Source organism: Vibrio sp. 1562, assembly GCF_033340155.1.
GTDB lineage: Bacteria > Pseudomonadota > Gammaproteobacteria > Enterobacterales > Vibrionaceae > Vibrio > Vibrio alginolyticus.
The window spans coordinates 1-1274 of the sequence record NZ_JAWOVY010000089.1; the positions used below are offsets into that span (position 1 = coordinate 1).

At 46.4% G+C, this 1274-nt stretch carries 2 protein-coding genes; both read right to left on the bottom strand.

Going from position 1 to position 1274, the window contains the following annotated elements; genetic code table 11:
- Positions 1-144: 144 nt before the first annotated feature.
- Positions 145-279 (bottom strand): hypothetical protein, encoded by a 135-nt coding sequence (locus tag R7Z49_RS23355; RefSeq protein WP_005478679.1) that lies wholly within the window; start codon positions 277-279, stop codon positions 145-147.
- Positions 280-533: 254 nt separating this feature from the next.
- On the bottom strand, positions 534-1274 hold a 741-nt coding region (locus R7Z49_RS23360; RefSeq protein WP_318112119.1), incomplete at its 5' end, for a TatD family hydrolase.

Consider the following 1274-nt stretch of genomic DNA (forward strand, 5'->3'; position numbering starts at 1 on the left):
CTGTTTGAGGTTGGTCTGTTCTTTGCTCGTTTTTACACTCGTAAAGATGAGGAAGAAGAGGAGTAATCCTTCAGTTTTTAGACAGTAAAAAGCGGCTCAAATGAGCCGCTTTTTTGTTGCGGTTGGTTTGCTATTTTGGGCTAACTACTTAACTTTCAACACGTAACCACATTTAGTACAGACATAAACTTCTTTGATGCCTAGCAGCTTTTGAAAAAAGTTGCGTGGTACGCGTTGCAAGTAAGCACCATGTGTACACATTTCAATATCCGTATTCATGTTGTTTTACACCTGTGCTAAGACGTAGGCGAATAGCAGTATAAGAAAAGAATGTGTCGAGTTGTCGACAGTCACAAGAAGCGTACTGATGGAATACGCATGATGCGAAGTGGGTAGGGTTACAAGTTAATAGTTATGTCTATCAACACTACAGTATTGCTAGTTGAATCGTTTCAGGTTTGGCCTTTTCACCCAACCGTTTAGGCAATAAAAAAGCGACCTAGTGTGGCCGCTTGTTGCGTTTGTTGTCTTGCTTAAATCTTGAATAAGCTTTTTGCATTTTCCGTGGTGATAGCATCTATGGTTGCGACCTCTTCGCCACGCAAGTCTGCCACTCGCTGCGCGACGAGCGATGTGTAAGCTGGCTCCTTGCGTTTACCGCGATGCGGCACCGGCGCCAACTCTGGGCAGTCTGTTTCTACGATGACCCATTGCATGTCTAAGTGTGGAATGACTTGGTCCATGCCGCCGTTTTTAAACGTCGATACACCGCCTAAACCAAGGTGGAAGCCCAACTCGTTAATTGCTCGTGCCTCTTCTAAGCTGCCACCAAAACAATGGAACACGCCACGCAGGCGACCGTCTTGCTCTTGACGAAGCAGAGTCAGCGTTTCTTCGATGGAATCACGGGTGTGGATCACCACAGGTAAATCCATCTCTTTTGCCCAATTGAGTTGGGTTACGAAAGCCATCTCTTGCTCTGCTCGGTAGGTTTTATCCCAATACAGGTCGATGCCGATTTCGCCCACGGCGATAAAGTTGTGTTTTTCGAACCAGCCTCGGATGATTTCTAGCGTTTGATCAACGTTGCTATCAACGTAACATGGGTGCAAACCCATCATTGAGTGGCACACTTCCGGATACGCTGCTTCGGTCTGCAGCATCGGTTCAATCGAGTCCAGATCGATATTCGGCAGCAAAATTTTAGTGATGCCTTGAGTTAAGGCGCGCTCAACCACTTCATCGCGGTCGTTATCAAATTCGCTCGCGTATAT

Coding starts and splice junctions, on each gene's coding strand:
- R7Z49_RS23355 (WP_005478679.1), bottom strand. CDS start 279: ATGAATACGGATATTGAAATGTGTACACATGGTGCTTACTTGCAACGC.